This window comes from Microbulbifer discodermiae, assembly GCF_040742695.1.
In the GTDB taxonomy this organism is placed as follows: Bacteria; Pseudomonadota; Gammaproteobacteria; order Pseudomonadales; family Cellvibrionaceae; genus Microbulbifer.
The window spans coordinates 1-24,906 of record NZ_JBFLAB010000019.1; the positions used below are offsets into that span (position 1 = coordinate 1).

The 24,906-nt window shown below is 61.6% G+C and carries 11 protein-coding genes; 3 read left to right on the forward strand and 8 right to left on the reverse strand.

Annotated elements, in window-relative coordinates; all coding sequences use genetic code 11:
• The first annotated feature begins 102 nt into the window (after positions 1–102).
• The 3 genes from AB1S50_RS08850 (at position 103) to AB1S50_RS08860 (ending at position 1,037) form a co-directional block, all read left to right on the forward strand.
• Positions 103–228, forward strand: coding sequence for an RHS repeat-associated core domain-containing protein (locus tag AB1S50_RS08850; protein ID WP_367150234.1), 126 nt, complete (start codon positions 103–105; stop codon positions 226–228).
• A 405-nt stretch (positions 229–633) separates the two neighbouring features.
• Positions 634–876, forward strand: coding sequence for a hypothetical protein (locus AB1S50_RS08855; protein WP_367150236.1), 243 nt, complete (start codon positions 634–636; stop codon positions 874–876).
• Positions 873–1,037 carry a hypothetical protein gene (locus tag AB1S50_RS08860; protein WP_367150237.1) on the forward strand — a complete coding sequence of 55 codons (165 nt, stop codon included), beginning with the start codon at positions 873–875 and terminating at the stop codon, positions 1,035–1,037. Before AB1S50_RS08855 ends, AB1S50_RS08860 begins: the two co-directional genes overlap by 4 nt.
• A gap of 1,104 nt (positions 1,038–2,141) precedes the next feature.
• Here AB1S50_RS08860 and AB1S50_RS08865 read toward each other — a convergent pair.
• The 8 genes from AB1S50_RS08865 to AB1S50_RS08900 all read right to left on the reverse strand — a co-directional run bounded on the left by AB1S50_RS08865 (position 2,142) and on the right by AB1S50_RS08900 (position 24,904).
• The gene (locus AB1S50_RS08865) at positions 2,142–7,337 is read right to left on the reverse strand and encodes an OmpA family protein (protein ID WP_367150238.1); all 5,196 of its coding nucleotides are present in this window, start codon (positions 7,335–7,337) and stop codon (positions 2,142–2,144) included.
• Positions 7,337–20,371, reverse strand: coding sequence for a hypothetical protein (locus AB1S50_RS08870; protein WP_367150239.1), 13,035 nt, complete (start codon positions 20,369–20,371; stop codon positions 7,337–7,339). Before AB1S50_RS08870 ends, AB1S50_RS08865 begins: the two co-directional genes overlap by 1 nt.
• A gap of 287 nt (positions 20,372–20,658) precedes the next feature.
• The gene (locus AB1S50_RS08875; RefSeq protein WP_367150240.1) at positions 20,659–22,038 is read right to left on the reverse strand and encodes an AgmX/PglI C-terminal domain-containing protein; all 1,380 of its coding nucleotides are present in this window, start codon (positions 22,036–22,038) and stop codon (positions 20,659–20,661) included.
• A 9-nt stretch (positions 22,039–22,047) separates the two neighbouring features.
• Positions 22,048–22,605 carry an ExbD/TolR family protein gene (locus AB1S50_RS08880; protein WP_367150241.1) on the reverse strand — a complete coding sequence of 186 codons (558 nt, stop codon included), beginning with the start codon at positions 22,603–22,605 and terminating at the stop codon, positions 22,048–22,050.
• Entirely contained in the window at positions 22,602–23,189 is a 588-nt protein-coding gene (locus AB1S50_RS08885; protein ID WP_367150296.1) for an ExbD/TolR family protein, read from the reverse strand. Before AB1S50_RS08885 ends, AB1S50_RS08880 begins: the two co-directional genes overlap by 4 nt.
• On the reverse strand, positions 23,189–23,938 hold the full coding sequence (locus AB1S50_RS08890; RefSeq protein WP_367150242.1) for a MotA/TolQ/ExbB proton channel family protein: 750 nt from the start codon (positions 23,936–23,938) through the stop codon (positions 23,189–23,191). The genes AB1S50_RS08885 and AB1S50_RS08890 overlap by 1 nt, the downstream gene beginning before the upstream one ends.
• Positions 23,939–24,008: 70 nt before the next feature.
• A complete protein-coding gene (locus tag AB1S50_RS08895) occupies positions 24,009–24,302 on the reverse strand; it encodes a hypothetical protein (protein WP_367150243.1) in 294 nt (97 codons plus the stop codon).
• A gap of 14 nt (positions 24,303–24,316) precedes the next feature.
• Positions 24,317–24,904, reverse strand: a complete 588-nt coding sequence (locus tag AB1S50_RS08900) for a tetratricopeptide repeat protein (RefSeq protein WP_367150244.1) — start codon at positions 24,902–24,904, stop codon at positions 24,317–24,319.
• Between the last annotated feature and the right edge of the window lie 2 nt (positions 24,905–24,906).

Here is a 24,906-nt window from a genome sequence, read left to right on the forward strand (position 1 = left end):
GTCGGGGGCTGTAACTTGATAAAGTATCCTCCGCACTGGGCTGCATGTTCTTTAAGTGATTGATGTTACTGGGGTTGTAGTGAATCTTGTAGCGGATTTGCGTTGGGCCGTTTTTATTACAACTACTTTAGGGATTATGATCCGGAGACGGGCAGGTATCTCACCAGTGATCCGATTGGCCTCGCTGGAGGCATTAATACCTACAGTTACGCTCTAACAGGTTGTTGAAAAAGGCATCCTACCTTTTTCAAAACACGAAAAGCGAAAAATGTGATTTTCACTTTTCTCTCAAAATCAACGACTTAGGCGTCGCCGATTTTGCCGGAACATCCATATTCCGGTAGCAGGCGCCGAAATTCTTAGAATTTCAACAGCCTGCTAAATAATCCGATCATATTTTATGATCCTTATGGACTATGGGTCCCACCCTCTATACCTCAACCTGCTTATGATTTCCTAACTGGTGTCGCAGACGCAGCTTCGCTTGGTCTTGGGCCTTTAGCTAGAAATGGGCTTGGGATTGATGGGGGCGTAAATAGGTGCTCAAAAGCTTATGCTGCTGGCACTTGGGCATCTTTGGTTCTTGGGGCGGGAAGGTTGGCATATGCGGGCATAGCAAAAGCCGGTTCCGCTATGGCTGCAAATGGTGCCGGTGCTATGGCATTCAGAAATGGGCTTAAACGAACTATGCGCGGCCCATTGGCAGGCTCCAACTATAAAATCAAATCTTATGATGATTTGTTTGCGTATTATGGTTCAGATGATGCAATTAAAGCCGCTTCTGGAAGAACAAATAGAGGCTTTAATGCCACAGGGGCCAACCTAGCAATAGGCGGTTCTGTGGGTGCAGCTAATGATTGCGATTGCCAACAATGAAGAGAATAAAATATTTGCTGATTTGGGCTGCGATTACTTTTGTAGTAGGAGCAATTGGAAGCTATATTTTTAATTTAAATTTCTGGGTTTCATCATCAATTATTGGGTTTGCGTTAATTATTAACGGTCTTATTGCTGAGTGGGAAGATCGTAACTTGTAGGTAAGCGCTCAGCCAATCCCACCCAGGAAGATCGATTGGGTGGGCGGCCGAGGGCGTAGGGGTCTCCCACTAGGCTTTTAGTCAAGTTCCGGCACAAAAAAATTCTCCCGATGGCACGGGAATCCTTGAGTTTGAGTGTAGAGCACCACGCTATTTTAGATGCAGAGCGCCACGCTACGATCGTAGTTTGTGCCAAATTAACGAGCGTAGGATTTCAAAATTTTTCGCTTGTTTTCCCACTTTTGATCGTAGCGTAGCGATGCTTTTGCCAAATTTCTACCGTAGTCTTTCTCAGGTTTCATCATTGTTTTTACCAGCCTCCTATCGTAGGATTCCCCAATCTGTATCGGGGCTACGACAGAATCGGTTGCTTGCGAGGTGGGTATCGAGTTTGTGGGCTGGTGATCGGTGCGATGATATTGGCAGCCAGCTCAAAAAAAACCGGATACAAAGGCGGAGCCTTTCGGCCCCTAGTTGATTATTGAGGCTGGCGGATATTCGGCTTAAAATGGAATCTGATCGTCAAAGTCAAACCCGAGTTGTTCTTCACCGCTGTAGAGCGCCACTAAAGGCGTAGGGGTCAAGTCTTGACATTACAGTTTTAGCACGAAAACCCACTAAAGCCCCAAGGGAAAAGGGGACGCTTTTTTTCTCCCGACCCCATAACCAAAGCCCCGGCAGGGACAAGCTGCCGGGGCTTTATTGTTCTGGAAGACTCACCCCTTGCCGCTTTCCTGCTCGGGTTGATCCACGGTCAACACCAGACAGCCTTGCATCACCCGCACGCGCACGGGGGTTTATATGTTGAATCCGGCGGCGAGCCAGTGGCCGCCCATCCGCAACCAGGGTGTTTGCTTCGCGGGTCGCTGGGGCCAGTGGCCCGGATACTCGTAAAACTGGGAGCCGACCGTCAGTCGGCGTTCGGTGGGAATTATAGGCCGTAACCTTCTCTGCAAAATCACGTCCATCAGCACGCGCAAAATGCGTATTCACAGCAGACCCTCCTACTCCCGCATGGACGTGGCCTGCAGGGTGCGCCTTACTGGCGAAGTCAAAGCAAAGCCTGAGGTTGCACCGAATTAATCAGGGGTTCCCTGTCTGTAATCACCACTTCCCGATCATATTCACAAACACCCCCTGGCTGTCGTAATCCAGCTGGGTGAGGTCATCGGAGAAGTCGGTAAAGTTATAGCCAATCCCCAGTTTCAATTGCTCCCCCAGGTGCCGGTACAAACCGACAAGGGCACCGCTTCGGCTGTCCTGGGCATCGGGCAGGTCCAGCAGGCGGGCTTCGATCAGCAGATCCCAGCGGTTCACGAAGTGCCAGTCGGCGCGCAGCACATACAGGCTGGCGCGGCTGTCGAAGAACTCCGGGTCCTGCCTGTCGAGACTGAGCTGGCCGAGGCGGTAGGCGTACTTGCCCCCCAGGGTCCAGCGGCGGGTGAGATCGTAGCTGGCGTCCACGGAGAAAATATGGCTTTTCTGGATAAACTCCGCGGAGGTGTTCTGCACCGTGACCTGGTCCCGGGTCGGCACATTGTAGAAGTAGGTGTACTTCATCAGGGTGTTGAGGCGGTCGTGATGCACCGGGCGGTAGGCGTAGCCCATCACCGCTTCGGTAAACCTGCCATCGTAGAACTCCCCCTGGGAACTGCGGCTGTCGGAGTAATTGAGTTTGCCCACTAGGCGCCAGTCGGGATTGAGCTGGTAGCTGAGGGTGTTTTTCAACAGCCAAGTGTCCCGCTGGGATTCCGTCACGGTGGTTTCATCCAGTGCGGTTTCCATGGCGTCGGTGCGGTACTCCACTGCGGCGGCGAGGCGAACTGTCTCCAGGCTGTAGCCCATATTGAAGCCCAGTGCGTTGCGCTGGGTTTTGGCACCGGTGCGCGGATCTTCCAGGGTACCCGCCTCCAGGGTGGTGCCGTAGGTCCAGCGGTCGCTGGGGGCCAGATCCATCCCCAGGGCATGGGTCAGGCCGGTGGATACATCGCCGTGGCTGTAGCGCTCTTCGCCGTAAATGCTGAGGCTGTCGGAGTAGCGGCTGCGGAAGCCGGTACTCATATTACCCTTGCGCGCCCGCACGCCGGTATCACTGCGCTCGTTATCCAGGGTGTAATTCAGGTAGAGGCTGGTCCTGTCACTGACCAGAAAATCGGACCCCAGGCGTGCCGCCATGCCGGTATCGCCGCCGGAAATCTCGCTGTCCAGGGCCAGGCGTTCGCTGACCCGGTAGGCGCCGCCGACGCCGATGCGATTGTTGTCCTCGCGGCTGCCGGTTACTTCCAGGGTGTTTTGCACAAAGCCGAAAGCGCTCCAGTCTTCTCCGGAATCGTAGCGCGCCTCCACCGCCATATCGGTGCGCTCCCCCTGGGTCTGGGTGGCGGGAACCGCGGTGGAGAAGTCCTCGCGGCGGTCCCTGCGCACCCCGGAGCTGAGGCGCCAGCGGTCGTTGAGGCGGTAGCCCAGAGCCAGGTCCAGGGCACGGGTTTGCAACCCGAACTCCTCTTCCCTGCTGTCGGCCTTGAGGCCCAGGTCCAGGCGTTCGCCCAGGGGCAGATTGACACCGGCCCCGTACTGCAGTGTGTCGCCCTGTACAAACTGGCCGGGGCCGGAGAAGCCGGCTTGGCGCTCCTGGTGATAGAAGTTGGCGGAACCGGGCAGGCTTTCGAACAGGTCGCCCAGTTGCAGGCTGCCCTCCAGTTTGGTCGCGCCCGCACCGGCTTCGGGATCGAAGGTCTGCCCGTTGTCAAAGCTGAAACCACCGTCCAGGGAACTGGTACTGTCCAGGTTGCCCCCTGTGCTGTCCGCCACTTCGACTTTCAGCCAGCTGCCGGCGCTTTTGCGCAGGGTGAGATCGAATCCCTGCAGGGCACTCTCGTTGCCCTCTTCGTCCTGCCGGGTGCCACTGATACCCAGTTTGACGCTGTCCCCCAACCAGTAGTGGGCGCGGCCACCAAAGGCCAGGGTATCGATTTCCTCGAAACCGGGGGTGTATTCGTAGCGGGCCACCAGGTACTGGGGGTTGCCGTTGTAGGAGCCGTCCTGGATCAGCAGGTTGTCGTTGGCGAGGGCGGACAGGGGCTTGTTCAGCAGCACCCGCCCCTGGAGGTAGTCGATATCGTAATCGATCACCGGGGAGAGGTTTTTCACCCCCAGCACCAGGTCGGAATCCTTGTCCCGCACTTCGATACGCAGCCGCTCGGAGCCGCTCAGAATATCCTGGTGGCGGAGGAAATACAGGGAACCGCCGGTGCCGCGATATTCGTCGCGGCCGGCGACGGTACCGGGCTCGGCGCCAAAGGCATCCACCTGCAAGCGCTTTTCCCCAAAGCTGGTCACATCGTCGCTTTCAAAATGGCCGTTGGCACCATAGAGGGCGCGGTCGATCTGTGCCAGTTCGTTGTCGGCATAGGTGGCCTTGAAGTTGCCCCAGAGGCCATAGTCATCGTACTTGGACAGTTTCAGATAAAATTTGCCGGAGGTGGGCGCGTCCTCCACCACGGTGGCATCGTCGCCGAAAGTGGGGTAGTAGAGATCGCTGTCCAGGCGGCGAAACAGCGCATCGGGGGATTTTTCCATAAAGTTGGAAAACAGGTCGTCCACCGGCCCTTCTTCGGTATCGGCACTGGCGGAGAGACGCCAGCCTTCGCCGAAACCGCCGCTGGTGTAAAACGCCAGGCGCCCGTCATAGCTGACGGCATTGTCATAGTGGGTTTCATCGCCGGTGACCAGTGCCGCCGGGCCATTGGTTTTGTCATAGCCGATGGTGAGGTCGGCAATCCCCACGGTAAACCAGTCACTGCGGGCAAATTCCAGATCGCGCAAGAACAGTTCGCCATTGCCGCCCCCATCCAGAACCGCCACTTCCACCGTGTGGGTACCCGGCGCGAATATCTGTTCGGCAACAAACTCCCCCCGCGGATTGACCGGCACCGGGTTGCCCGCCAGCCAGACACTGTGGCCCGGTGGCACTTGGGCGCCGTTGACCAGCACGCTGTTGCCGTCCAGGGGGATATTGCGCCGGGCGAGGCGGTTTTCGCCGTAGCCCACCAGCAGTTCCCGGCCCACATCCACCGCCTCTGCGGGGGCTTCGATGGTGTCCACCAGCCACAGTGTCTGTGCATCGGTTTCGTCGTAGCGGCCCTGTTGGTCGTACACCCGCAGCAGGTAGTGCAGTTTTTTCAGCGGTGCCTGAAAAGCGCTGAACTCCGCCTGCCAGGCCCCGCGTCCATTGCTGTCCAGGGGCACCACGGCGACAGGGGTATCGCGGGGGGACTGGTCCGCCTCGAACAGGCGCACTTCGGCCCGCTCGATAAAGGACGGATAGTTGGTATAGCTGCGGAACTGGACCCGGTTATCCGCCATTTCGGTATCCGGATTGTCCGCGTAGCGGATGCTGTTGGGCCAGGCGGTGACATTGAGGCGCGGCTGCATGGTCTTGTTGTCGAAACGGAACTGGATATTGGCATGGTCCAGGGCCACGTCGGTACAGCGCTGCAGGTCGGCGGAGTTTTTGTAGGGGTCATATTCCGGGCTGCCATCCACGGTGATGCGCATCAGGTTGAGGGCATAGGGATTGTTGGCCAGGGCCTCGCGGTTGATGCGCTCTATTGCCAGGCGGTCGCTGTCGGCCAGCACGGCCAGCTCATCGTAGAGCACCTGTACTTCCACCCGCGCGTCGTCCAGTTGTACAAAGCCGTCGCGCACCACATCGTCGGACTGCACATAGCCGCGCCCGTCGAAGGTCACCTGGGTGTCGTCCAGCCCCAGCTGTTGCTGTACCCGGGCCATGGCGCGGCGGGCGCGGGCGCGGGACAGGCCGACATCATCGCCATACACCATGGCCTCGCGACGCTCCATGCGCTGGTTGTCGCTGTAACCGATAAAGCTCAGGCGCACATTGGCTTTGCCGGCCACCTCGGCCATGACACTGCGCATCCGCTGCAACTGGGTTGCGGTAATCTCCGGGTCGCCATCACGAAAGCGGATAGGTGGCAGTGGCCCGGAGGGGGATTCGTGGGCGATGGTGATGGTTTCCGCGGCCGCCGCTTCGGGGCAGGCCTGCACGCCGTCGGTCTGAATCTCCAGGGGGTCGTCGTACCAGAATTCCACTGCCACACGGCGATTGAGGGCGCGCCCCTTGGGGGTGTCGTTGGCGGCGATGGGCTGGCTGGCGCCCTTGCCGCTGTAGGTGACGGCACTATCGGGCAATCCCAGGCTGTCGCGCACCGCCAGAGCCACCCGGCGAGCCTCCGCCAGCGACAGCGCCGCGGCGTCCCGGTAGCGCTGCGCAGGACCCTCCGGCAGTGGAGCCCCGTCCGTATGGCCGACAAAGTGCATCACCAGGTTGTGCTTGTCCGCCAGGTTGGCGCGCACCTCGCGCAGGCGGCGCACAAAGCCGTCGGGCAGGTCCACCTGCCCCGGCGCCAGGCGCAGGGGGGTCAGCAAGTTTTTCAAGCGCGCGCGCTGCTCGCTGCCGGCGGTGTAACTGAGCCTGCACACGGTTTCCTGGCGGCACACCTGGACGCGGTTCAATGCCAGCGCCTGGGCGCGGGCGCGTTCGGCCATGGCTTCCTCGTCCAGGGCGTCATAGGTGGCCAGCACCTGGACGCGGCGGTTCAGTTGCCGCCCCGCGGTGGTGATGTTATCGGCGATCGGCTCCTTATCACCGCGGCCTTCAACCGCAATCCTCTGGCCGGGCAGTGCCAGGGCGCGCTGGAAAAAGTCCGCCACAAAGCGAGCGCGGGCCAGGGTCAATGCCTCCTTGCTCCGGTATTCCGCCACCAGTGCCGGATCCAGGGGGTCGGCGTCCGTGTGGCCGATAAAGTGCAGCTTGAAGTTGGGCTGTGGACCCAGCTCGCGCAGTTTTTCCCGCAGTGATGCCACGGCACCGTCGGCAAGCCTGTCCTCAACCCCGGTAAAGGTCAGCGGCTGGATAAAGTCCTCCACCACGACGGGGTCGGCGGCGGCAATAAAGCTGGTGGCATCCTGCAGCCACTGGTGCTCGGGGGCGCGCAGCAACATGCCTTCGGTGTTGCTGCCGATGGGTTTTTCCTCGAATGCGGCCTCTGGCTCCTCCACCTCCGGCGCCAGGCCGGGAATTTTCTGCCACAACTGCCACCAGCTGGACTCCTCCGGCTGGGATTGCGCGTCCGCGGCGCGGCCCTGAGCCGGCAGGGACAGGGCCAGGGCGAGGGCGACAGCACTGGCGAGACAGTGGTGTGGACCCCTGCGGACGCAGGCTTTGAGGCCACTGAACACCCCGGATCTGGCGGTTTTATTACCTATTGCAGAGGACATCACTGCAACCCCCCCTTACCGGGCGGCGCGCCGCGCCGCCAGAAGACTTCAGTTTCAATCGTCAGTTCGTAGTCCCTATCCGCGCGCGCCCAGTCATCGGCAATCTCCGCCTTGATGGCCTGCAAACGCGCTTCCACCAGGTCCGGGGCCTCATTTTCCGCCAGGTAGGACAGGCGCAATACGGAGGGGGCCTCGCCGAGTTTTTCCAGCAGCAGGTCGATACGGGACCGCCACTGGGGGCGCAAGCCGGTGCTGTCCGGCTCGAACACCGCCTCGGCCATATCCAGGCGCACCACCCGGTGCAGGCTGGCACCGAAGTTAAACTTCACCATCTTGCCCCGGGTGGCCCGCATCACCCGCGGGTTTTCCGTGGTGAGGCGATAGCCGCTGGGCAGGCTGCGGTCGTCGAGCTTGAGCACGAAATTGGAGCCGCGGTCGGCATTGGGCACCACCGCGCAGGTGATGTGAAAACGCCCGTGGGCATCGGCGGTGGCATTGAGGCCGGTAGCACTCACCACCCGCGCGCCGGCCAGGCCGCCCTCGCCGGCATCCTGGTAGCCGTTCCTGTTTTTATCGTCGAATACCTTGCCGATCACGTCGGTGCAGTCGAAGGTGGGGTCCGGCACCACGCGCACCGTGGCGGAGGCCTCGCCGGAGGCAAGCTGCCCGGAGAGCTGGTTGAACAGGCGCGCGCGGTTGATATATTTGCCTTCCCCCACACCGGAGCCCACCACCAGCAGCAGTTTCAGTTCGCGGGTCTGCTCGGCCTCCACGCGCAGGTCCGGCCAGATCAGCTGCAGGCCGTTCATCACCGGCTCCACCGGCTCGCCGTCCAGGCGCGCCGAGCCGGCCACATACTTGAAGCCGGCGGGGAAGAAATCCACCAGCTGCAGGTCGGTGAGCGGTATCGACAGGGTGTTGCCGAAGGTAATGGTGTAGGGCACCAGCTGGCTGCGGGTCACGTTCAGCAGTGCGGCGGTTTTGGTAATGGAGAGCGCGCCCTCCAGTTGGGGGTCCATGGGAATATGGTTGTTGAACAATTGGCTCTCCCCCGGAATCCGGTCGTCGTCCAGGGTCAGGCGCAGGTAGTAATCGGTGGCCGCATCGCGGGCCGCCACATCCAGCGGTGGAAGCTGGGCGGACAGCTGCACCTCGCAGTGATCCGTGGTGCCCGGTATCCGGTCGGCGCTGCTGCCGAGACAGGCGCCCACGTCGAAACCGGCCGTTTCGCCATGGGTCTGCGCGGGGATGATCAGGGATTCGCCACCCACATAGTTGTCATCGGCCATGTTCACCCGGATCAGGTAATCCGTCCGCGCCGGACAGGCGGCATCGCTGAAGTTGATGTCGAATTTGTAGTAGCCGCCCGCGCGGGTCACCTGGCCCTGCTGCCTGTCGTCGTCGAAACAGCGATCCGGCAGCGCCTGGCCGGAACTGGCGCGCAGCAGGGTCAGGGTGGCGCCGGCGATGGGCTGGCGCAGCACCGAGTTGTAGATCACACCATTGGGGGTGATGGGCAGGTTGAGGTTTTGCGGATTGGCGCCGGACCCGGCCACTATATCGCCAATGCGCTGCGGGCCATTGGTGAAGTTGGAACTGGTATTGCCCAGGGAGGCGGTGTTCTCCCCGGCATCCGGGGCCCGGTAGCGTATCTCATAGCTGGGACCGGCGGCGCCGTTGGGCGCCAGCCCGCGAAACTGGAAATAACCGCTGTCATCGCTCTGCACCGTCTCCAGCAGGGCGTCATTGAAATAGAGATCCACACTCCAGTTCAACAGCAGGCGCTCGTCCGCATCCGCTCGACTATTGAAATTCACGTCGTGCCACAGGTAGCCGGCCAGGTTGGCGATACCTGGGGTGCCGCCCACATCGATGGCGACACTGGCCCGGTTGCTGGAGGCGGGATTGTTCCACTGCACCTCGGCGGTGTTGAGCACCCGGTAGCCGATGGCCAGGCTGTCCGAGAGCCTGGCCTGAAAGCGCAGGCTGGCACTTTGGCCCGGGGGAAGGTCGCCATAAACCGCGGCGTAATCCGCACTGATCACCGTGCCACTCACACTGATGCCGTCAACCCGGCCGTTGAGCGTGGCGGAATTTACAACGTAGCTGAGAACGCCGTCGCCGGCAGTGGCCAGGTCGTCGCTGATGCGCACCCGGGTCGCCGGCACGGCACCGATATTGGCAATGGTCACCAGGTATTCCAGGTCCGCGCCGGCCTCGGCGGCACCGCCGCCCACCACCGTCACTTCCTTGACGATGGACAGCAGCTGCGCATCGCCCACCACCACCTGGGTGGGCTGGGCGCCATTGGCGGGGTTGCCGTCCGCATCGGTGAGGGTCAAAGGCGGTTCCGCTGCAGTGACGCTGCCCTGGTTGCTGATCACGGTACCGATGGCGGTGCCGCTATCGACCGTCACCTCGAAGGTCACTGTGGCGCTGCGGGCGGCAGTGATCACGCCGCCGTCCGCCGCTGGCAGTGGCGGCGTCAGGTCGGCGGAGGAAACCGGCAGCCCGGATTCCAGCGGTGCGCCGCCGCTGTCGGCCACGGCGATACCGTTGAGGCGGGTACTGCCGGCTACATAAGTGGTATTGGCGGGCACCTGGTCCACAAGTGCCACCCGGGTCGCATCCACGCCGCCCTGGTTGTGAATGGCAATGGTGTAGCGGAGTACGTCGCCGGGGTCCACTATCCCGGGGGACAGGTTGTCCACGGCAATGGCCACGGTCTTGTGGGCGACCAGCAATGGCACATCGCCCACAATATCGATGGTAGGGTCATTGGGCACACTGGTGTCGGGGTCGTCGGAGGGCACTTCCGCGAAGGGACCGCTGCCCGCGCCTTCGCCATTCAAAAAACCCTGGTTGGAGATAATGGTGCCGTCGCTGACGTCGTTGATGGTGACATCGAAGGTAATCACCGCCGCCGTCGCGCCACTGGCCGCGGCGAGGATAACGCCGGCTGCCTCGCCGGCGGTGTTGATCTGCAGGCCGGCGACGAGGGGCGAAGCGCCCCCAACATCCGCAAGCGCTGTGCCGTTCATGCTGGTGGAGCCGGCGACATAGGTGGTGTTGGCGGGCACCTGGTCACGCAGCAGCGCATCGACACTGTTTTCGTTGCCGGTATTTTCCACCCGCAGGGTGTAGCGCAGGGTATCCCCCACCATCAGCAGGTCCGGGTCGCCGGTTAAGTCCGCCGAGGTTTTGTGCACCAGCAGCAGCGACCCCGACTCGATCACCACCCGGGTGGGGTCTTCATCCCCGGCCAGGTCGGGGTCGTCGACGCCGTTGATATTGGGGTCGTCACTGTCCCGCAGCAACTGGCCGGGCAGCTGCACCTGGGCCTGGTTGAGCACCTGGGTGCCACTGTCGATCACATCCGCCAGGGTTACCTGGTAGACCAGTTGGAGGCTGTCACCGGCGCTGCCCGCCGCCGCCAGGTCCAGGCTGTTCACCTGCAGCAGGCCGCTGCCACGGGTACCACCGGTGGCACTGGTGCCGCTGCTGTCAGCGCCCGCCGGCACCGAGATCAGTTGCAGTGAACCCGAACGGAACAGGGGCAGGCTATTGAGACGGCCGAGGTCGTCGCTGATTGCAATACCGCTGACCGCGGCCCCGCTGAGGTTGGCGAGGGTGAGTGTATAGCGCAAAACCTCCGCGGGGCTGGCCAGGTTGGCCGGATTGTCCCCGCGGGTAATATTTTCCACCGTTTTATAGAAGGTCACCCTGGGCACCGAGGCGCTGACCGTAAAGGCATCCTCATGGTCGAGGACGCCGGGGGTGCCATCGGTGGGTGCCGGGCGCGTGTACTGGCGCACTTCCGGCATGGTGCTGTCCCAGCTGTGCCAGCCTGTCACACCGGCTATGTTGGTCAGGGTATCGCCGTCGCGGGTATCCGCATCCAGATAGGCGTCGTAGCGCAGCAGCAGGTGGTGGTCCGCGGCCAGCATCGCCGCTGCCCCCCGGGTGGTCAGGCTGAGGGTGCAGCTGGCCGGGTCGAAGGCGACATCAAAATCGGTGCCCTCGGCCAGTGTGGCAATCCCATTGCCCGCGCCGTCGGTAATCTGCGCGGCAAAGTTATCCGGCGGGGTCGCGCACATGCCGCCGGGACTGTTGTCCGGCAGCCTGTCGGACACGCGCATATCCCAGGCGGGACCTGTGCCGATATTGTGCAGGTCCAGGGTAAAGCGGCCCGGCAGGCCCGACTGCACGCTGGCGGGCCCGCTTTTGGTGAGGGTAATCGCGGTGGGCTCCACCACCCTCATGGCCGGGGTGGTGTTTCCGGCACCGGTGCCCTGCCCCGCGGCCGGGTTGTCATTGTCGTAGTTGTAGCGGTAACTGGCGCTGTTGGTGAAGGTGAGGCCGTCCAGGTTGGGCGGATTGCTGTCCCGCAGGCGCAGGGTCACATCCATCACCACCTGCTGCCCCGCCGGCACATCGATACCGTCGCCGGTATCGGCAATTACCAGTGCTGTGGCCGATCCGGTGTTTTGCGGCGTAAACGGGTTGCCGCCGGACACCCTTGCGGCGCCGACAAATTCCAGTTCCGCGGCAGAGGCGCCCAGGTCCATAAGTAGGCTGACATCGTGCAGGGCAGTGGGCTGCGGGGTTTCCGGAATGGTGATGCGGTAATTGAACGGTTCGCCGATAGCCGCGCTGGACTGGGTGTTGGCAATCGACAGCGGCGCCGCATTGGGGGTATTGAACCGCACACTGACCGGCGCGGTGGGGCCATAGTCCTCGCGCATGGCCTGGCTTACCGCAGTGGCGTCCAAAGACGGCAGGTTGTCGTCGTCCAGGGAGTAATAGACCTCCACGAAAGCGGCGTTTTGCAGATTGAGGCCCGCCCCCAGGTTGGCATCCGCCTGCACCCGATACACCATCTGCAGTACCTGGCCCGGTTGAATGGCGTAGCCGGTGCCGGCGGAGAAATCCCACACCGCCGCGCCGGTGGCGCTGTCGAAACCGGGGGCGAGCAGCGGGGCCGCGGCGCCATTGACCAGAATGGACTGCACATCGATACCGCCCTGGCGCAGGCCGGCGGGGATACTATCCCGGAACACCGGATCGTAGGCCGGCGCCGAGCCGTTGTTGGTCAGGGTAACGGTGTAATCGATGCTGTCCCCCACGGCGAGGGTGCTGCCGTCCGCGGGGCTGGAGCTGATGCCCACCACCAGTTCCGGCTGGCGCAGGTCCAGGCTGTCACTGTCGGCGCGGGTCTCAGTGCCGGTGGCGGTGCCGAAGCTGAACTGCACCCGATTGGTCAGGGGGGTACTGTCGGCGGGCCAGGGATGCACATCCCGGTTCAGCACCCGCGCCCGGTAGCGCAGTACAAACACATCGTTGGCGGCATTGTTGTCACCGCTGTTGCGCAGGTCCGGGATGGACCAGCGCAGGGTGGTGGGCCCAGTGGCGGGGTCGCCGCTCTGGACGGGCTCGGCGATATCGCCGTGCACAAAGGGCGCTGTGGCGGCGAAGGGGGCTGTGGTCACGCCGTTGACGGCGAGTGTGCCCTCGAACACCATGCCCCGGGGCAGAGTATCCACAATGGCCGCCCCGGGGGCGCTGCCTTCCGGCAGCGACAGGCGCAGCTCATAGTCCACCAGGTCGCCTACACGCAACTGGGCATCGCCGCTGCCGTAGCTGTCATCGATACGGGTTTTGCTCAATGCGCTGTTATTGGCGGCGGTGAGCTGTGCGGCAATATTTTCCAGCACATAGTCGTTCAGGCCGCCGACACCGTCGGCGCCGTCGCGCTCATAGGGGCTGCTGTTGTCTTCATTCAGGCTGGTCCACTCGATACGGCTCGCAGCGGACAGGGAAGCTGAGGCCAGTACGCTGTCCAGCACCACCACGTCGAACACCAGCTGGCTGCTGCCGCCGGCGGCGATATCCAGGTCGCTGTTGCTGCGGTTCCACGCCAGTGACTGCGCCGCGGCGACACCATCCCCGCTGAGGATGGGATCGGCCTGGGGGGCACCACCAAAGGCGGCACTGCCCGGCACAAAGGCGAGACCCAGGGCCAGCTGTTGGCGGATGGAAAGGTCATAGGCATCGGCATTCTGTGGATCGCCGGCGGCGGCGATATCGAGGGTAAAGCGCAGAATATCGCCCGCATCCGGGTCGCTGCCGGGACTGGTCTGGTTGACAACTGTTGCCGTTGCGGACAACTCCGGTTCCACAATGGTGAGAGTGGGCGCAGTGCCACTGCCGCCGGCCTGTGGCGCTCCCCCTCTGCTGACGGCATAGGTATAGGCGGCCCGGTTGCCGACACTGTAGCCCGCCTGGGCGGTGGCGTTATTGGCGACCCGGGCGCGCAGTTCGAACACAGCCACTGTGCCGGCGGGAATCAGTTCCAGGCCCAGGGCGATATTGTTGCCGCTGCTGTTATCCGTAAAGGCAAGGCCGTTGATCTCCCGCAGCTGCACCAGTTCCAGGGCGGGGTCGAGGGCATCGGTTATGTCCACATCGTAAATGGCCGCCGTGGTGGCACTGCCGGGCACCTGGATGCGGTACACCACCTCCTCCCCCACTGCGGCGGTAGCGGCAGTCTGCAAGGTTTTCTGCGGCACGGTAACCGCAGTGGCCACAGTGCCCATGGGGTAAGGCGTACCGAGGGGAACCGGTGCATACCGCTCGCCAGTGTTAGCCGGCAGTGACCAGAATTCGTCGACGGCAAAGGTGTTTATCCAGTTTTCGCCGCCGCCGATATCGGTGTAAAAACCGATCTCGTAATCAATATCCAGGCAGCTCCCCGGCGCGACGGGCGCCTGGAAGCTGAACCCCATAGCGTCGCCGCGACTGGCCGGCGGGGTATAGGTGTAGTCGCTGCCCTGGGTCAGCAATGTGCCGCCGGCAGTGACCTGCAGATTGGCGATGGAACCTTCGTCCATCTGGGTGGCCAGGTCGTCGGTGAGGGATAGGTTGTAGGCCGGCGCCAACCCGGAGTTGCAGGCGTGCAGGGTAAACCGCATCAGGTCGTTGGCCGGGTCCACATTCAGGTGGGCGTTGGGCCAGGTGGCATCGGTTTTGGTCAGGGCGTCGATCAGCGGCTGTAATACCGTGATAGTGGCACTGTCCTGCAGACTGGCGGCGGCACCGGAGTAATTGAGTACGGCGGTATTGGTCAAAGTCGCGCTGGGCGCGGCGATACCGGCACCCACCACCACTTCGGCGGTGTACTCGAGCACAAAGGGATTGCTGTTGCCAAAATCGCTGCGGATATCCCCCAGGTTCCAGCTGAGGGTACCGGTGGCCCCCGCGGTGGGAAGCGCGATGGCGGAATAGGTAAAGCCATTCAGGTTGGCATCGTAGGGGGCGCTGGTATCGCCATTGACACTGACAATGGCATCGAACGCCAGCCCCGCCGGCAGCGCATCGCTCACGGTGACCGCCGGCGTGGTGCCCGGCTGCAGGTTGAGGGCCAGTCGATAGCTGACCCTGTCGCCGATCCGCAGGGTTCCCACCGGGGAAGCGGTATCCGTGTCCGCGATAACGGTTTTGGCAATACTGGTGTTGTCCACCGTATCGATACTGGCCTCCGCCGGACCCACACAGTAATCATCCGGTGCGGCAATGGCCGGGCAGCCGGCGCCGTCGCGCTCGTAGGCCAGATCGTTGATGTGGCTGTTGTCCAGGGAGGTCCAGTCCAGCAGTACACTGTTGCTGATGGGGGAGCCGAATACCCCGGCCACCTGGGTGCGGTAGGTGACCACCAGCGTCTGACCCAGGGGCAGGTCCAGGCTGTTGTCGCCATTGCCCCGGCCCCACACCAGGGGCCCGCTGGGGGCCCCCGCCGGCGTCGCCACAAAGCCGGCAACGGCGGTGCCGTCAATGCTTGCCGTGGGGGTAAAGCCGCTGTCATAACGCAGCTCTGGGGGCAGCGTATCCACCAGGTTGAGATCGAATGCGGCGGCGCTGGAGCCGGCGTCGTGGGTGACGGTAATCACATATTCCAGCACATCGCCGCCCACCGGCAGATTGCCCGGGTTGGTAGCGTTGCGCACGGTTTTACTGACCGCGAGCTGCGGCTCCACCACCGTAACTGGGGGCGTATCGTCACTGCGGCTTTCCGTCGCCCCGGATTCGCCGTTGCGGTAACTCAGCGCGGCGCCGTTCTGGCGGCTGTCGCCGCTATTGGTGGCCAGGTCATTGTCGACGCGGGCAAAATAGGTGATGCGGATCAGCGGCTGCAGTGCGTTGCCGGCGGTATCATTTTCACTGGCGGTGTCGACAGTGCCGATATTCCAGGTGGCATTGCCGGCGGTGTTATCTGTGGGGAAGCTGTTGAATGCCGCCTCGGCGGGCGCGCTGCCATTGATGCTCTCGATACCCACAAACGCGTAGGTGATGTCGTAGTCGGCATTGTGACTGAGCACATAGCCTTCCGGGCTGCCCAGCTGGTCGGCAATGACCAGGTCCCGGCTGACGCCCTCCGGCAGACGGATTTCCAGCTGGAACTGTTTGTGCGCACCGATGGTGGGAATGACAGTGGGCTCGAGATCGAATTTGACCAGTTGCAGGGGCGGCACTTGGGTCTGGGCCCCGGCGGCGGTTTCATAATCGTTGATGGCGTCGCCGGCGTTGGGCAATACACCGATGCGCATACCGTCGGCCGCCCCATCGGGGCCTATGCGATTGGTGCTGTTCAAAGCCACATCCGCGCCCGGCAGGGACTGCCAGCGGGCCTGGAGGGTGTTGTCCAGAATCTCGTGGGGCTCTACGCCCTGCCCGACGCGGACATCGAAGGTAAAGGATCTGCTCTCGCCGGTGGCGATGGTGTAATCCCCATGGCCGCGGTTCCAGCTGAAAATCGGGGCATTGGCCCCGAGGGTCGTGACATCCACATTCTGGGGCGGGTCGGCGCCGCCGATATTACCCGCATAAACCAACTTGGAACCGGTGAGATCGTCCAGCAGCTGCAGGTTATAGGCGGCCGCGGTGCCGGTATTTTCCGCCGTTACGGTGACGGTCAGGATGTCATCCGCATCGCTGTTGGCGACCGCAAATGCCTTGCTCAAGCGGATCTGTGGCTCCTGCACCCTGATCTCGTGGGCATCGAAAGGCACCACCACGGTTGACCCCGCCTCATCCACGTAACGCAGCTGGGCAGTGGTGTAGCTGCCGCCGTTGCGCAGCAGGTCGCCGTCATTGGTATTGCTGCTGTTGTCGATGCGGGCGATAAATTCCACCGGGAAATCAAACAGGCTGCCAGTCACCATGGTGACTTCCTGATCGCCAAAGTCCCACGCCACATAGTCGGCGCTACCGGTATCGGTACAGGTCGCGCTCACAGTGCCGCCGGGTATAAATCCTGCCGCATCATAGGGGGGCGCATCGAGATTGACCGTCTGCCCCTCGATACAGCGCATGCCCGCCGGCAGCTCGTCGCGGATAACGAAATTGCGCAATTTGGCCGCAGGTATTTTCGCGGTGAGCCGGTAGCGGACTTCCTCACCCACCACGGCGGTATCACTGCCGCTGCCACTGGCAGTGCCATTGGACAATGCCACAGCCTGTTTCGGCTCCGCCTGCACGGAGATAATCTGCATCTGCGCATTCGCATCCGCAGACCGGTAGTGGCGCGCGCGCCCGGCGGCGGGGATGCCGTCACCGACTCCATCGTTATCCCCGTCACTGTCGATCTGCGGCGCGCTCTGGTTGCCGAAATCCCCCTGCAGGCTGTCGTAGCGGGCGAAGAAGCTGTTGTTAAAGGTCTGCAGTGGCGCTACGGAAGGATGGGGTTTCACCCGGTAGTAGAGGGTCACCGAGTCGCCGGGGTTGATGCGCTCCAGGGCGGAGGAGTGCTCGTAGGTAAAGGTGACAATGGCCGGGGTGCCGCCATCGCTGCAGTGGCTGGCGATGGCATAATCATTCGCGCCGGCGGCGGTGCCCACCAGGCCGTCATCGCCAGCGGCAGTTTCCGCAGCGCCGTCGCCGTCGTTGTCCAGGCCGTCGCTAGCCAGCGGCTGCACACACATCTGCCCGCTGGCATCCAGGGTGTCGGTCACCACCAGGTCGTAGGCCGGTCCGCGGTTGACGCCACTGTCGGCGGCGCGATTGGTCAGGGTCAGGCGGAAGATATAGGTCTGGTCCCGGTGGCCCTCGTTGGTGAAGTCGACAAAATTGCTACAGCTGATCCCAGCACCGTAGAGGTTTTCGTTACAGACTTTTTTATCCACTTCGATGCGGGGCTCGGTAACGGTCACGGATTCCGACCACTCGCTGATATCCGGAAAGCCCGGCACTGTGGTGGGCACGCCGTCGATATTGGTCAGGATGCCGCTGGTGTTGTAATTGTCCACCACCAGGGTTTCGCTATCGAACACCGCGGTGAACTGAGCCCGCCCATAGTCGGTGCTGGGGTTGGCGTGCTGGTTGGGGTCGACGTTTTCCGTGTCCACGGGATCATTGAGCAAACGGGTGGTCATGTCCGAGAGAAACCAGCGATCCCGCGCGCTGATGCTGGCGCTGATATCCCAGAGCAGGTCCGTTTCGCTGAGGGGGATATTCAGGCCGCCGCTCTCGACGATATCGCTGCCGGGAATCACCACACAGTTGGCCTGGGAGACCGGGTGCGGCAGGGTGACGTCGGCACAGTTGAGCAGTGTATCGGCGATATAGCCCTGGCCGTCCGGCAGGTCGTCGCGCACATCGATATCGCGCACCTCGATCAGGGTAAATCCCGGCGTGTCAAAACCAAACCAACCACCGGCCTGGATTTCGAAGCGGCACTCCTCGCCGATCAGGACACTGCTGTTGGGGAAAGCGGCCTCGCCGGTCAGCTCGTTGCAGGCGTCGGCGCGGTCTTTGCGCAGATTAAAACCCATCACCCGCGCGCGCATACCGTCGAGGGTATAGTTGTTGGCCAGCTGCTTGCTGGGGGTTGTCTGCGCCAGGGTGGCCGGCTCGGGAAAGGTCAGCGGAGTGCCATCAGACAGCGCAATCTCCCCCACCACATCCGCACGAAAGGTGAGATCGTCATCGGTGGCGGAGTGATTTTTTTCCACCTGGAATAAAATGCGCTCGGTGGTGCCCGGTTCGATCACACCACCGAGGTTGCTACAGCGATACACGGTTGCGGAGGCGGGCAGGTACTCCGGCTGGTTCCACAGCGGGTGTGCGGGCACTGTGCCGGGGTTTGGATTTCCCACAGCCGTACAGGCGCGGTTATTGGACAGCACCCGCATGGCCTCGCCAAAGGTGACATACACCGCGTAATTGTCCGCGTCGTGGGCGCCGTTGTTGGTGACGTCCACGGTCAGTTCCGAAGTGCCGCTGTCGCGCACGATATACAGGGGATAGACGGTGCTGATATCCAGATCTTCCGGGTCCGGTGTGACCGGCTGGCGCTCGATCTGCGTGGGCGGATTGGTGCCGGGACAAAAATCCTCGTAATCGATGCTGAGCACATTGTCGGCCAGGCGCAGATTGCTGTTGGGGTCCAGGCCATTGGCCGCCGTCTCCTCCTCGACATCCAGGTCGGCGGTCTTGTCGTAAAAGTCCGGCTCGGTGGTGACGATGCGAAAACGGATCTGGATTTCATCCCCAAAGCGCATCATATTGCGCTGGTCGGCATAGTCCGGATGCGCACCGCTGCTCAGCAGACGAAACTCCGGGCGGTTGTTGTTGAGCGGGTTGGGGTCCCACTGATTCCAGTTACTCCCCACACGCCACTGCAGTGTGTCCGCCATGCCCGGGTAGTTTGCGCCGTAGTTGGCCCCGTGGCCGTCAATACCCCGCCGCTGGCGGGTGATCCGCGGCGTATAGGTGGTGTCCACCACATACTCATCGGGCAGGTCGCTGACAAACTGGATATCCCTGACCGATCCCCGCGTCCGGTTGTTGAGGGTAATGGTGACAAACCCGGCGGCGCCCAGTGGTTGATTGAGGTTGGTACCGGTTATCGCCTGGGTAACAGTGAGATCCGTTGCCACCCGGGCAAACAGTGTCTCCGTATCGGCGCCCGGCGCGCTGCCGGTGGCTGGAGAGGAGATACCACCAACGCCGGTATCGGCATCAATTTCACAGCCCCACTGCAGATCCGAAACCCGATTGGTGCCGTCGCTGCAGGAACTGTTCACCTTGCCCACCAGGTAGATGTCGCGACTGCCTCCCGCCGGCACATCGGTACGTCCGGGCCCACTGGCAAAGTTGCCGTTCAGTGAGAAATTATTGATGTTATTGCCCGCCGCCACACAGCCGGTACCGCCGGGATTGTTACCATTGTTATTGGCAACTGCGAGCGCGGCGGCGTTACTGGAGCAGGCATAGTTGATGTCCATATTCGGGTTGGTCATCAAATCATCGAAGCGCGCATCCTGCATAGCCGCGAGGCCACTGTTCGAGATGCGGATACGCCAGATAACATCATCATGGATATTGCCGTAGACGTTATTGGTGTAGTTGCTCTGGGCCGCATCCACATTCCGCCCGCGCTTGTCCATGGACGGCAGCGGCTCGCGGATAGCCAGCTCCAACCTGTCCGTATCCGTGGTGGTGGGATAGCTGCAGTAGTCGAAGGATGCACTGGCGTTCAGGGTGCGGTTGTTGACCACCAGCTCCTCCTCCCGGTTGACCCGGCTGCGCACACCGAAGGTGATGGTCATGGTGGTGTTTTCGTTGCGCGCGGCCAGCGCGGACAGGTCCGTGCGATCCCAGCGAATGGTAGTGCCGCTGATGGTGGGTTCGCCCAGCACTACCCCGGCGCTCACGGAAGTGGAACCGGGAATATATTCCAGCTGCGAAGTACCCAGGTTTTCGCTGACCACGATGTTTTCGATATGCTGGATTCCCTGGCCGCCACTGCGGATAGAGGGTACGCGGATTTCAAGGGTCACCTGGCCATCGCCACACAGCACACACCAGCTGCTTGCAGCGCGGTGATCCAGAATATTGAAGCTTGCCGGGTTATCGGGAAAAGTGGGGCAGTTGTGATCGGCCCGGGCATAGGGTGCGGACAACAGTGCCCAACAGCCGGCCAGAAGCAGCCCCAGCAGCGCTTGTTTCCAGGATTTGTGCCCAGTTGCATCCAACATCATGATCACTGATTAGCCGTCGCTCTCGATTGAAAACCTCATTGGCAAGGTGCCCACACCGTGCCACCGGGCAGACACTGCCCGGTGCGGCAACTTTAATTACAAATGAAAAAAATGGCCGTGAAGCAGGTCATAAATAACTGGTCGGCGGGCACAATTTTGCGGGATTGCCAAGTGGTTCCGGGAGGGCTTTGCCGGGGCCGTTCACCCCGGGCCCCGGCGAAGGGAAAGGCAGCAGCGCCGTCGGCCGGCAGCTTTTTTCCACGCGGGAAAAGGCTGCCCGACGGTCAGCTGTTGGGCAGAAAATCGATCGGGAAAAGAATGGTGATGGTGGGCACACCGGCCTTTTCGCCGAAATTAAACCGCTTCACCCGCGCCACAATTTTGGCGTTGAGCGCCGGCGAGTCCATATCGCTGGAGTCCACTTGCGCCAGGGATACGGAGCCGTCCGGTTCGATGGTGATCTTCAGCACCATCTTGCCCTGCAGGGCGGGATTGTTGCGCAGCTCGCGGTTGTAGATGCGATACAGCGCAGCCTTGTAGCGGTCGAAAACAATCTGGATTTCCTCGTCGGTGCGGGATGGGCCGACGCCGTCGCTGAGCGGCCGGTCCTCGCCGGCAAAATCCCTCTCGCTGCCGATGGCGCTTTCCACCCGCGCAAACGCAACCCCCTCCAGCGCGGTGCCGCTGCCGCCCACATTGCGGCTCAGCTTGGCGGTGTTGATACCACCGCTGCCAGCGGTGGCGGCGGCGGTGATCAGTGAGCGCTGACTGCGGTTTTCCCGCTTGCCGGCGGTGCTCAGCTGGGTTTGCTGGCCGAGGCGGTAGTCGAGATCGTCCTCGATCAGGTCCTGGAAATTGTCCTTGAACGCCAGGACTCCGGCGCGCTCCGCTTTCTTCCGCGCCTGCTTCTTCTCCTCCTGAGCGGGCTTCGGATCCTGCTTGGCCACTTTCTGCTCCGGCTCGGGCTGGGGCTTTTTCTCCTCCTGCTTGGGCTTGGCCTGCTCAGGTTTTGGGGGTGGCTTGGGCTTGGTTTTCTTTTCGATCACCAGTTTGGCCAGGCGCTCGGGAATCTCTATCACCTGATCCTCGGGTTCCGGCAGGGTCCACATGGGGACAGTCCAGCCCAGCAGCAAGGCCACCAGCAGCGAGGCCAGCAGACAGCGGCGGAATCGGCGCTCATCGTCGCCCTGGGTGTGCCATGGCAGTACCGAGATGCGGCCGTCGGAGAGTTTCAGCTCGCGGGTCACCTCGAACTCGAACTGCGCCTCCTGCTCTTCCTGCTGGAGTTTTTGCGCCTGCTCATCCAGGTCGAAAAGGTCTTCCTCGCCCGCGGCGATGGCATCTCTCAGCCACTGGCGCCGCTCCCGCAGAGCCCCGATACTGTCCTGGTAGCCCTCTACTGTGTGCTGCAGGCGCTGCAGCAGTTGTCGCGAAGCACCGTCGCGGTAATCCGGGCCCCAGAAGAGTTCACCGGCACCGATATCCTCAAGCCTGGAAAGCCGCGCGGAGATTTCACCCAGCAGCTGTTGCTTCTCCCCGTCCTGTTCCAGTTCCGCCAGCCTGGCATCGAGCTGCCGTTGCTCTTGCGCAAATTTACCAACGCGGCGGCGAACCTCTTCCTGCTCATCGCTGAGCACCCGCCTCTGTTGCAAAAAATTACTCACAGACTTCCGTTAACCTTGTGCCGCTTTCTGGATAACCGCCAATGAGACCTTGGTATAACCGGCCTCGGTACAGCTGGACATGACTTTCTTGAGTAAGCTGAAGGGTATGCCGCGATCCGCGAGAATATTCACCTCCGGCGGCGGCACTTCCAGCCCGGCGTCCGGTGTCGCACCGTCGCCCTCCCCCGCCTGTGCATCGCCGGCACTGGATGTCGCCACCAGAATCGCCTTGTCCATCTCCGCAATCATGGCTTCCTTGATCGCCTCTATAATGATGCCCTCGCTGCCGATCACCTCCGCAGTGGCAATTACCGGTTTGGCTTCAATCAGAATTTCCTCATCGGTCACCATCAGGGTTACCGTTTCCCGCGGCTTGGATTCCACCACCGAGTCCGGCAGGGTGATCACCTTAGGGGGCTCCAGCGCCTCGTTGCTGGAGGTGTTGGTCAAGAGGAAAAACACCAGGATGGTGAACACGTCCATCAGGGACGTCAGGTTCATAGCGGCGGTTTTCTTGCGCTTGTGGCTGCGCGCCATGCGCTTCATGCGTCGGCTTTCACGTCTCACGGCGCATCTCCTATGGAAATATCCGGGAAGAGCGCCACTCGCTCCACCGCGTCCGGGTCATCCGGATCACTGCCTTCCGCGCGAACGTCGGCGCTGCGCACGGTATCCATGATGCCCACCAGGTATTCGTAAGCGATGTCCTCTTCCATCAACAGAATGCTATCGGTCTTGTCCGGATAACTGGCTTTTACCTCCAGCAGGAATTCCCGTAGCCGACGCAGGTCGTAAACCTCGTCGGTGAAGGGCAATGCCTGCGGCTGGTCACCGCCAGTGCCGGCCAAAGCTGTATCTTCTCCAGCCTTTACCTCCGCCGACAGGTCTATCAGGTTGGGAAACCGCGCGATTACCTTTTCGCCATCGCTGATTTCCAGCGCCGACTTGCGCACCACCACTTCCACCGTCACGGTGGGATCGTCCGGGGCGCCGCCGCCGGCGCCGCTGGGCATATTCAGCTCCAGAATTGTGACCCGGGAAAATACCGCCGATACCAGCAGGAAGGGCACCAGTACCACCATCAGGTTGAGAAAGGCAGTGATATCCAGCTCGGGAGCCTCTTTACTTCTCCCGTGGCGCCGCCTTCTCATCACACTTTTTCCGTCGCTTGATCTTTGACCGCGCTGTCCGGCTTCGCGACCTGGTGCTTCTGCACAGGCCGCGGGGCAGCGGTCTCACCGCCACCGGCCTGTAGGTCGCCGCGGCGGCGTGAGGAGACACTGATGATATTCAGCGCCTTGACGGACACCATTTCCAGGCTGTCGATGATTTCACCGGTGAGGGAGTTGAGCAGGGCATGTAGGATCAGCAGCGTAATACCCACCATCAGGCCAAACGCAGTGGTGTTCATCGCCACCGAGATACTGGCGGAAAGCAGATCCGCCTTTTCCGCTGGGTTGGCATTGGCCACCGCGGTAAAGGCTTCGATCAGACCCATAATGGTGCCCAGCAGGCCCAGCAGCGTGGCGATGTTGGAAAAGAGTGCAACGTAGGGGGTGCGCTTCTCCAGCTGCGGAATGATTTCCATCATGCTCTCTTCCATCGCGATTTCTATATCCTCGCGGCGGCGAACGGCGCCCTGACGGGCCAGCCCCATACTCAGCAGCTTGCTCACACCGGAATTGTCCTGTTTGACCAGGTTGCGCGCGCGATCAAAATCCCCGGAAGTGAGAATCGGCTGCAACTTGTCCCATATGGCGCGATTGGTGTGGCGTTCATAGAGCAGGCGAATATAGCGTTCTATGGCCACCGCTCCGCCAAGCGCGAGCACCACGAGAATGGGGTACATGAAGGCACCGCCAGTCTGGAAGAACGCGATAACGCTATTGAAAAAATTCATTGCAAACCCTCTTAAAATACACTGCAGTAACTTCGGCGTTCCCGCCCGCGAAATTTGCTCGCCAGGCTGATTATTTTTGCTCCAGGCTCAACTGATAAAATACCAGCTCCCGGGAAAAAACCTCCTTGTCCAGTGGTTTCAGTTCGCCGTCCATCAAACTGGAGACCAGATCGCTCTCGACACCCACCTCGGAACTTTTCCACGGCACTATGTACAGCGATTTTGGTGCTTCCTTGTTACCGATGATCGATATACCGGAAAGCTCCTTGACCTCCTTATCGACCTTTTTATCCCCGTCGGATGCCTGCTCCTGGGCAGCGGCACCGAAAGCCAGCGACATTGCCAGGCAAACACAGCTTCCCATTGCACCGGTACATCTCATTGGCCTGTCCTCCTGTTCAGATCCGCTACCCAGATAGTCACGTCCTTATCCTCGGGCTGCAACTGCAGGTAGTGCTGGAATTGTGCCAAAGCGCAAGGCACATCCTGCAGATAGAGATCACACAATATTCCTAAATTTTTAATTAGCGGACCATAATCCGGATGTTTTGCCAAAGCGCTCACATAAAGCGATCGGGCCTGTTCAAACTCGCCCTGCTTGCGATAAAGCACAGCCAGTTCATTTGTGGCCACTGGATGTTGCGGCTCTATTTCCAATGCCCGCAGGAAAGCCTTCTGCGCATTTTCCCGCAGACCGGATTTGTAATAGGCGATACCCAGGTTGACATAGGGTGCCGGCAGCCGCTGTTCGCGCTCGACGACGCTTTGCAGAAGCTCTATCGCCTCTGCATAGTCCTGCGCGCGCAAATACTCCAGCGACCTCTGAAAATCCCTCGTTACGCCGGCGGCGACCCGGACTGAGGCATAATCGCCCACCCTGCCCCCCGGGGATGGGGCCGAGGCGCAGGATGCGAGCAGCATGACGCACAGCAATGCGGCGCTCAACGATGAGAATTTCGCGACCATAA